6 protein-coding genes are annotated in these 9,522 nt (G+C 76.6%); all 6 read left to right on the top strand.

Annotated features, from left to right (window positions below; translation table 11 throughout):
- Window positions 1-183 precede the first annotated feature (183 nt).
- Window positions 184-1,863 (top strand): histidine kinase, encoded by a 1,680-nt coding sequence (locus ACIRBX_RS10560; protein WP_402295310.1) that lies wholly within the window; start codon window positions 184-186, stop codon window positions 1,861-1,863.
- A complete protein-coding gene (locus ACIRBX_RS10555) occupies window positions 1,860-2,549 on the top strand; it encodes a response regulator (protein WP_402295308.1) in 690 nt (229 codons plus the stop codon). The genes ACIRBX_RS10560 and ACIRBX_RS10555 overlap by 4 nt, the downstream gene beginning before the upstream one ends.
- A 171-nt stretch (window positions 2,550-2,720) precedes the next feature.
- On the top strand, window positions 2,721-3,491 hold the full coding sequence (locus ACIRBX_RS10550; RefSeq protein ID WP_402295307.1) for an ABC transporter ATP-binding protein: 771 nt from the start codon (window positions 2,721-2,723) through the stop codon (window positions 3,489-3,491).
- Between the two features lie 83 nt (window positions 3,492-3,574).
- Window positions 3,575-6,142 (top strand): ABC transporter permease, encoded by a 2,568-nt coding sequence (locus ACIRBX_RS10545; RefSeq protein WP_402295306.1) that lies wholly within the window; start codon window positions 3,575-3,577, stop codon window positions 6,140-6,142.
- Window positions 6,143-6,527: 385 nt separating this feature from the next.
- Window positions 6,528-7,064, top strand: a complete 537-nt coding sequence (locus tag ACIRBX_RS10540; protein ID WP_402295304.1) for a GNAT family N-acetyltransferase — start codon at window positions 6,528-6,530, stop codon at window positions 7,062-7,064.
- A gap of 17 nt (window positions 7,065-7,081) precedes the next feature.
- On the top strand, window positions 7,082-9,388 hold the full coding sequence (locus tag ACIRBX_RS10535; protein ID WP_402295301.1) for a WD40 repeat domain-containing protein: 2,307 nt from the start codon (window positions 7,082-7,084) through the stop codon (window positions 9,386-9,388).
- The last annotated feature ends 134 nt before the right edge of the window (window positions 9,389-9,522 follow it).

Genomic DNA, 9,522 nt, shown 5'->3' with positions numbered 1-9,522 from the left:
GCCGGGTCCGCTCTCCCCCCCGGTCGGGGCGGGGGCGCGGCCGGCGCCCCCCGCCCCCCCGGGGGGGGCGGGGGCGGCCCGCCGCGCGGGCCGCCCCCGGCCCCGTTCCTCTGCCCTTCGGCAGAGGGCCGTTCGTCCCGGAGGCGTATCCCGGCCCCCGCGCCCGCACCGGAGAATGGGCCGATGGCCGTCACCCCCACCCCCGTCCCAGGCGCCCCGCCGCCGCGCCGCCGTCCGCTCCGCCGGCTGCCCTGGCGGGCCGGTGCGGAGCTGACCGGGGTCGGGCTGCTCGTGGTGGTGGTCGAACTGGTGCTAGGCACGGGCGGCTCCGGCTTCGGCCCGGCCCCGGAGACCAAGGTGCTGCTCGGGGCCGCCGCGCTAGTGCCGATGGCGCTCCGCCGGCGGTTCCCGACGGGGAGCCTGCTGGGCTCGGCGGTGCTGCTCGGACTGCTGCCCGGGGCCGGACTGCCCGCCGCCGTGGTGGCCTACTCCACCGCCCGACGGATCGCGGAGCCCCGGCGGCGCGCCCTGCTGCTGTCGGCCGCGAGCGCGCTGGCGGTGACCACCGGCACGCTGGCCATGCCGCTGCTCGGGTACGGTGGTGCCGCCCTCGGCTGCGCGGTCGGTGCGGTGCTGGCCGCCACCACGCTGGTGCTGCCCGGCCTGCTCGGCGGCACCGGCGGGCAGGAGGACCGGCTGCTGCGGGCGCTGCGCGACCGGGCCGACGCGGCGGAGGCGAACCGGCGGCTGGCCGAGAGCGAGGCCCGGACCGAGGAGCGCTCGCGGATCGCCGCCGAGATGCACGACCTGCTCGGCCACCGGCTGAGCGTGGTCTCGCTGCACGCCGGCGGTCTGGAGATGGCGATGGGGGAGCGGGAGCCCGAGCTGCGGGAGGAGGCCGCCCTGGTCCGCCGCTCGGTCGGCGAGGCGATGCGCGAGCTACGCGAACTACTGGGCGTGCTCGGCCCGTTGGAGCCGGACGGCGGCCCGGCCGCGGCGACCGGGGCCACCGGCACCCGGGCCGATCTGGACGCGCTGGCCGGGGAGTCGGTGGCGGCCGGCGTACCGGTGACGGTGGAGTGGGAGGGGCCCGACCTGGACGGGCGGCCGGCCCGGGTGCGGCACGCGGTGCACCGGGTGGTCCGCGAGGGCCTGACCAACGTCCACCGCTACGCCCCCGGGGCGGAGGTGGCCGTGCTGGTCGAGCACACCGGGGAGCGGGTGGTGGTCCGGGTCCTCAACGGCCCGCCGTCGGCACCGCCGCAGGCCGCCACCGGGCTGGGCACCGGACGCGGGCACATCGGGCTGCGGGAGCGGCTGGCGCTGCTCGGCGGCGAGCTGGCGGTCGGGCCGGCCCCGGGCGGCGGGTACGCGCTGACCGCCACCATGCCGACCGCGCCCGGCCCGGCTGCGGCCCGGAGTGCCGACGCACCGTCAGCCGCCGCCGGTGGCCGGGCCGCCACGCCGCCCGGACGGCGGACCGTCCGGGTGCTCACCGGGGTGGTCGGCCTGCTCGGGGTCGGCGTGACCATGCTGGGCGGGGTGGCGCTGGTCGGGCTCGCGCTCTCCGACTCCGACCCGCTGCCGGCCCAGCCGGAGCCGGCCCCGGGGATGGACCGCGCGGCGCTGATCGCGGCGGTCTACGGTGACGACCCGGCCGCCCGGGCGGCGGCGGCCGGCCGGGAGCCGGACCGTCCGGCGGCGGTGACCGAGTGCCTGTACAGCACCTACCCGCCCGCTCCGCAGCCGGAGCCGGGTCGCCTCCTGATCACCCGCTACTGCCTGCGCGACGGCGTGCTGACCGCCATCGACCCCTTCACCGTGCCGCTCGCGGCCTCCGTCCCACCCCGGGAGACCCCGTGACCCTGCCCGCCGACCGACCGATCCGGGTGCTGCTCGCCGACGACGAGGCGCTGGTGCGGCACGGCGTCCGGCTGATCCTGCGTCACGCCGAGGGCATCGAGGTGGTCGCCGAGGCCGCCGACGGTGAGGAGGCGGTGCGCCTCGCCGCCGAGACCCACCCCGACGTGGCGCTGGTCGACGTCCGGATGCCGGTGCTGGACGGGCTGGCCGCGATCGGGCGGCTGCTGGCCCTGCGGCCCCGGCCGCAGGTGGTCATGCTGACCACCTTCGGCGACGAACGGAACGTCACCCGGGCACTGCGCTCGGGCGCCACCGGCTTCCTGCTCAAGGACGAGGGACCGCAGCAACTGGTCAGCGCGGTGCGGGCCGCCGCTGCCGGGGACGCGGTGCTCTCGCCCGGGGTGACCCGGGCGGTGATCTCCCGGATGCTCGACGGCGCCGCCGCGCCCGGGGCCCCGGCCGCGGTGCCCACCGTCTTCGAGGAACGGCTGGCCGCCCTGACCGAACGGGAACGCGACGTGCTCGCCCTGCTCGGACAGGGCCTGGCCAACGCCGAGATCGGCCACCACCTGGGCATCGGGGTGGGCACGGTGAAGACCCACGTCAGTGCCGTGCTGGTGAAGACCGGCACCGGGAGTCGGCTGCAGGCGGCGGTGCTGGCGCACCGCTCGGGGCTGAGCAGCTAGGGTCCGTCTCCGCTCTGCCGGAAGGCAGAGCCGGGCGTACGACCGGGGGAGCAGGGGCGGCGGCCGGCCCGACCTCGGGCAGAGGGGCGGGTCGGCACCTGAGGGCGACGGTCCGGCGGCCCGGCGCTCGGAGGATGGGAGGCGACCGCCCCACCCCTCCCCGGAGCTGACATGCCGACACCTGCCGCCCCCGCCCGTCCCCTCACCGCCGCAGCCCGGGCCACCGTGCTCAGCAAGGTGCACGGGGAGGGCGACACCCGGGTGACCGCCCTGGACGCCGTCTCGGTGGAGTTCGACCGGGGGCGGTTCACCGCGATCATGGGGCCGTCCGGCTCCGGCAAGTCCACCCTGCTGCACTGCCTGGCCGGCCTGGACACGGCCACCGCCGGCTCGGTGCGGATCGGCGACACCGAGCTGACCGGGCTGACCGACCGTCAGCTCACCCGGCTGCGCCGGGAGAGGATCGGCTTCGTCTTCCAGGCGTTCAACCTGCTGCCCACCCTGACGGCCCTGGAGAACATCACCCTGCCGACGGCGATCGGCGGCGGCCGGCCCGATGCCCGCTGGCTGGAGCGGGTGGTGGGGGCCGTCGGACTCTCCGGCCGGCTGGGGCACCGGCCGGCCCAGCTCTCCGGCGGCCAGCAGCAGCGCGTCGCGGTGGCCCGGGCGCTGGCCTCCCGCCCCGAGATCGTCTTCGCCGACGAGCCGACCGGGAACCTGGACTCCCGCTCCGGGGCCGAGGTGCTGGGCCTCCTGCGGGACTCGGTGCGGGAGTTGGGGCAGACGGTGGTGATGGTCACCCACGACCCGGTGGCCGCCGCCCACGCGGACCGGGTGGTCTTCCTCGCCGACGGCCGTCTCACCGACGAGCTGCGGGCGCCGACCGCCGAAGGGGTGCTGGAGCGGATGCGGCGGTTCGACACCGAGCCCCGGAGCAGCTGACCGCCGCCGCAGTCCTCACGCCGCAGTCCCGCCACCGGACCCCTTCCGGGCCTCCTCCGGAACTCAGGAACGAGACCACCACCATGCTCCGCACCACCCTGCGCTCCCTGCTCGCACACCGCGCCCGACTGGTCGTCACCACCCTCGCGATCGTGCTCGGCGTCGCCTTCGTCTCCGGCACGCTGGTCTTCGGCGACACCGTGACGGGTGCCCTGCGCGGCGCCGCCGCCCAGGACCTCCGCGGCGTCGCCGTCCTGGTCCAGGCCCGGAGCACCGCCGACCCGGAGCGCCCGGACGGCCCCGGCCGCCACACCCCCCTCACCGCCGAACTCGCCGACCGGGTGCGGACGGTGCCCGGCGTCGCCACCCTGCGGGTGGCGGTCGAGGGCACCGCCACGGTGGCGGCCCAGGACGGCAGCTCGCTGAACGCGGGCCGCTACCAGGACAACCTGGCAGCGAACTTCTCCCCCGACCCGGCGGCCGGCGGCCGGGACCCCCGGTACCCGCTGGGGGCCGGCCGGGCCCCGGCGGCCGAGGGCGAACTCGCCCTGGACCGCCGGACCGCCGAGCGCGGCGGGTACGCGCTGGGCGCCCCCGTCCGGCTGGCGGTGGACGGGCCGACGCTGACCAAGACCCTGGTGGGGATCGTGGACACCGACGACCCGAAGGTCACCGCCGGGGCCACCCTGGTGCTGTTCGACACCGCCACCGCCCAGCGGCTGCTGCTGAGCCCCGGCCGGTTCGACGCGTTGGGCATCGGCTCGGCGCCCGGCACCGACGACCGCGCGCTGGCCGACCGGATCCGCGCCGTGCTGCCGGCCGAGGGCATCACCGTCACCGCCGGCGCGCAGCTCGCCGAGGAGCAGGCCGCGCAGATCGAGGCGAGCACCACGGAGTTCACCCGGCTGCTGCTGGCCTTCGCCGGGATCGCGCTGTTCGTCGGCAGCTTCGTGATCACCAACACCTTCACCGTGCTGGTCGCCGAGCGCCGCCGGGAGACGGCACTGCTGCGGGCCGTCGGTGCCTCCCGGGGCCAGGTGGTGCGGGCGGTGCTGGCCGAGGCCGGGGCGCTCGGGCTGGTCGCCTCACTGCTGGGCACCGGGCTGGGCCTCGGCGTCGCGACCGTGCTGCCCGGACTGCTCGGCGCCGGGGCCGAACTCCCGGACGGGCCGCTGGTGGTGACACCCGGTACGGTGCTGCGCTCGCTGCTGGTCGGGGTCGGCGTCACCCTGGTCGCGGCCTGGCTGCCCGCCCGCCGGGCCGCCCGGACCGCCCCGGTCGAGGCCCTGACCAGTGCCGAACTCCCGCCCGCGGCCCGTGACCTGAGGCTGCGCAACGTCCTCGGCGGGCTGCTCACGGGGGCCGGTGCGGCGGTGCTGCTGTACGTCTCGGCCCAGCACACCGGCCAGGAGGAGAACCTGCTGGCGGCCGGCCTGGGTGCCCTGCTGCTGCTCGTCGGCCTGATCGTGATCGCCCCCCTGCTGGCCGGCCCCGTGATCCGGCTGGCCGGGGCCGGCACCGCGAGGCTGTTCGGCGTCACCGGGCTGATCGCCCGGGAGAACGCGCTGCGCAACCCGCGCCGGACCGCCGCCACGGCCTCCGCCCTGATGATCGGCCTCAGCCTGATCAGCGCGCTGACCGTGGTCGGCAGTTCGACGGAGGCCGCCCTGCGGGAGGCGGCGGTGGCCGGTCTGACCGCCGACCGCAAGGTCTCGCTGTCCGGCCGCGAGGGGCTCGACCCGGACGCCGCCGCCCGGCTGGCCGCCGTCCCGGGCGTCACGGCGGCGGTGCCGCTGGCCGAGGCCGCCTTCCGCACCCCGGGCGGCTGGACCACCGTGACCGGCGCGGACCCGGCCGGGCTGGCCGCCGTCTCCGACCTGGAGTTCACCAGCGGTTCGCTGGCCGCCGTCGGCCCCGGGCGGGTGGCGCTCTCGGACGGGCTGGCCGACGAGGCGGGGCTGCGGGCCGGCGACACCTTCGTGGGCCGGCTCGGTGAGGCCGCGGACCGGCAGTGGACGGTGGCCGGGGTCTACCGGCAGACCCGCGCCTTCGGCGGCGCGCTGGCCACCCTGCCGGAGACCCTGCCGCAGGCCCCCCGGGAGCGGATCGGTGCGGTGCTGCTCAGGACCGGGCCCGGTACGTCCGGGGCGGCGCTGGAGCGGGACGTCCGGGCCGCGCTCGGTGGCAGCCCGCTGCTGGAGGTGGAGACCCGGCAGCAGCTGATCCGCCGTCAGACCGGCGAGATCGGCACGGTGCTCGCCATGGTGGCGGGGCTGCTCGCGATGACCGTGGTGATCGCGGTGTTCGGCGTGGTCAACACGCTGGCCCTGGCGGTGTTCGAGCGGACCCGGGAGATCGGCCTGCTGCGGGCGATCGGCCTGGACGCCCGGGGTGTGCGGCGGACGGTCCGGCTGGAGTCGGTGGTGATCGCCGTGTTCGGCACCGTGCTGGGTGTCGGTACCGGGGTCTTCATGGCCTGGGCCTGCGGCGGTCTGAGCTCGGCCTCGCTGCCGCAGTACACCACCGTGCTGCCCTGGGACCGGCTCGGCCTGTTCCTGCTGCTGGGGCCGGTGGTCGGGGTGCTCGCGGCGGTCTGGCCGGCCCGCCGGGCGGCCCGGGTGCCGCTGCTGAGTGCGATCGGCGCGCGCTAGCGGCACCCGGTCGGAGGGCGGGCGCCGGGCGAGCGGAGGGCGGGCGGCGGGCAATCGGAAGGCGGGCGGCGGTCGATTGGACGGCAGTCGGCGGTCGGTTCGAAGGCGGTTGGGTATCGATTGGGTGTCGGTCCACGGTCAGGCCGCTGACCAGGTGTTCTTCTGTGGGAACGCGTTGGTTCTGCCCTCACCGCTTCCCCGTTGATCACCTCCGATTGCCCTTTTTGTTCCTGGCTCGGTGACCGCCGGGGCAGAGTTTCCCGGGAAGGGCCCCAACGGGCCGTCCCAGCTTGAGCGCCGTGTCCCGGTGGTGTTTCGATGTCGGCCACTGCGCTGGGTCGGGTTTGGGGGTTCGATGCGCCAACTGAGTACGTCGGGCCCCCTGATGGCCCTTCAGGACGGGCAGGTCTCGCTGCGCCGTCCGATGGCCGGGGACGCCGACACCCTGGTGGCCGGCAGTCACGACGCGTTGGTCCGGGAGTTCATGCAGGGTGTCCTGCGGCATCCGGACCGGGACTCGGCGGTGCGCTGGATCACCGAGGTGGCGCCCGCGCTCTGGGCCTCGGACAAGGCGGCGTACTTCACCGTGCTCGACGGCGGTCAGGCGGTCGGCCTGGCCGAGCTGGTCGACCTGCGGGCGGAGGAGGGCGCGGCCGAGGTCTCGGTCTGGCTGCTGCCGGCCGCCCGCAGCATGCGGGCGGCCACCGCCGCGCTCCGGCTGGTCTGCCGGTTCGGCTTCGAGCAGTTGGAGTTGGACCGGATCGACGCCTACGCAGCGGCCGACAACATGCCGGTGCAGGTGGTGGGAGCCTTCATCGGCTTCCGTCGGGCGGGCCACCGGCCGCAACTCTTCCGCAGCTCCCGTACCCACCAGCTGCACGACGCCGTGTACGCGACCGTGGTGCCGGGGGAGCTCTGCTGACGTTCCTTGGGAGAACCGTGAGCGACGTGCTTTTCACCGCCGGATCGAGCCGACTGCCCTCGGGGCGGATCGAGTTGGCGATCGATCAGGAGGGCGGGCTGACCGTCCGCCGGCTGACCGCCGAGCGGACCGAGACCCGGAACGGCACCGTGGACCACGCGGTGCACCAGCGGCTCCGCGCCGCCTTGAAGACCACCCCGGGCACCCCGGGGCGGGGCCAGGATGTGGGCCTGGCCGAGGAGTCGGCGGCCCGGCGGCTCACCCTGGGGGAGAGCAGCTGGGCCGACGGCACCGACAACCCCGTACCGCCGGTCGGCCGCCTGCTGGAGGCCCTGGCGGTGCAGCTGCTCCAGCCGCTGGAGTACGGCCAACTCCCGTTCGCCGTCGTGCGTTCGGAGACGTCCGGTGACGACGCCCTGGCCGGCGTCGTGACCGGTGCGACGGCCGCTCCGGCGGATGGTGCGGCGGCCGGAGCGGGGTCCGGTACGGCGGACGGTGCGGTGGCTGTGGGGCCCCGTCCGTCCGCCGCCATCGGCACCGTGGGCGGTGCCCCGGCGTACGCGCTGGCCGCGGGCGCGGCCGGCTTCGACCTCGGGCGGCTGCCCGGTGGTACCTCGCTCGGCGGCTCGGACGGTGAGGCCGGTCTGCTGCCGACCGCCGTCGCGCTGGCCGAGGTGGAGGGCCGCGAGCTGTTCGCCCTGGGTGCCACCGACGGCGCCGTCCAGGTCTGGGACGCCGACACCGGCGCGCTGGTCCACGGGACTTCGGGCGGTGAGGGCGCCCAGCTGGTCGCCGCCGCCCTGATCGGCGGGGTGCCGCTGGTCTTCTCCGGCGGCAGCCGGGGCGAGCTGCGGGCCTGGCAGGCCGAGGACGGCCGGGGCCTGGGCCTGCTGCCGCTGGGCGGCGAGGGCGTCACCGCCCTGCTGCACGCCCGGGTGGCCGGACTCGACCTGGCCGTGGCCGCCGCGCCGGACGGCACGGTCCGGGTCTGGGACGCCGCCCGGGGCGCCCAACTCCACCTGCTGGTGGGCCACTCCGCGCCGGTCACCGCGCTGGCCGTGCTGCCGCTGGGCGAGCAGGCCCTGCTCGCCACCGGTGGCCGGGACCACGAGATCCGGCTCTGGGACCTCGCCACCGGCAAGCCGGTCGCCGAGTTCTCCGGCCACTCCGCCACCGTCACCGGGCTGGCCTTCGCCGAGTTCGAGGGCCGTCCGGTGCTGTACTCCGCCGCCCTGGACAACACCCTGCGCAGCTGGGACGTGCACGCGGCCGAGGCCCTCGGCGGACGCCCGGCCGGCGGCAGCTGGCTGACCGGGCTGGCCACCGTCTCCACGCCCGGCGGCGTGGTGCAGTTGGTCAGCGGCGACGAGCACGGCCGGATCCGGTTCTGGGAGCTCAAGGGCGGCAAGCCGGTGGGTGGTTGCGAGCCCGAGGGCGCCGCCGCCACCGGCCCGGTGCCGGTCAACGGCCTGGCCGTCGGCGAGCTGCACGGCCGCCCCGTGCTGGCCGCCGGCTACGGCGACGGCCGGGTCCGGCTCTGGGACGCGGGCACCCGCACCGAGCTCTACGTGCTGGAGCCGGACGGCGGTCCGGTCTCCTCCGTCGCCGTGCTGGCCGACCCGGACGGCCCGGTGCTGGTGGTCGGCACGGTGGCCGGTGCGGTCCGCTGCCACCGGCTGCGGGACGGCGCCCCGCTGTCGGTGCCCACCCCGCACACCGGCCCGGTCACCGCCCTGGCCTTCGCCGCCCCGGTGCCCGGTGCCGGTCCGGTCCTGCTGACCGGCGGCGCCGACGGCACCGTCCGGATCCGGCACGCCCTCGACGGCCTGCCGATCCGGCAACTGAGTGCCCATCAGGGCGGCGTCACGGCCCTGGTGGTCGGCGAGCTCGGCGGCCGTCGGGTGCTGGCCAGCGCCGGCCGGGACCGGGTCGTCCGGCTCTGGGACGTGGACGCCGGCCAGCCCGGCCCCGTCCTCGACGGACTCGCCACCCCGGCCGAGGTGCTGGCCCTCGGCACCCTGGACGGCCGGGCCGTCCTGCTGGCCGGCTGCACGGACGGCGCGGTGCGCGGCTGGGACGTGCTCGGCGGTCACTCGGTGGCGGACCTTCCGGGTGGCAGCGCCGAAGTGCGCTCCCTGGTCTGTCAGGTACTCGACGGTGAGGTGCTGGTCGCGGCCGGGGACGAGAGCGCGGTGCTCCGGCTCTGGCACCTGGCCAGCGGCTCGCTGGTCAACGAGGCACCGCTGGACCGCGTCCCGCTCGCCATCGCTTTCGGGGACACCGGTCTGCACGTGGTCGGCCCGGGTGGTCCGGTCACGCTCTGAGCGACGGTCGGTGTCGTTCGGTCAATTGTCATAGGGGTTGGGGTAGATGGCCGGGAGTTCCGGTTCGTTCAGTATCGATCTGGCTGAGGTGGATTCGTCGGCGACGATGATCCAGCGGATGTACGACGATCTGC

The organism is Kitasatospora sp. NPDC096147, from assembly GCF_044763225.1.
Taxonomy (GTDB): domain Bacteria; phylum Actinomycetota; class Actinomycetes; order Streptomycetales; family Streptomycetaceae; genus Kitasatospora.
This window is presented reverse-complemented; position numbering and strand designations above follow the sequence as displayed.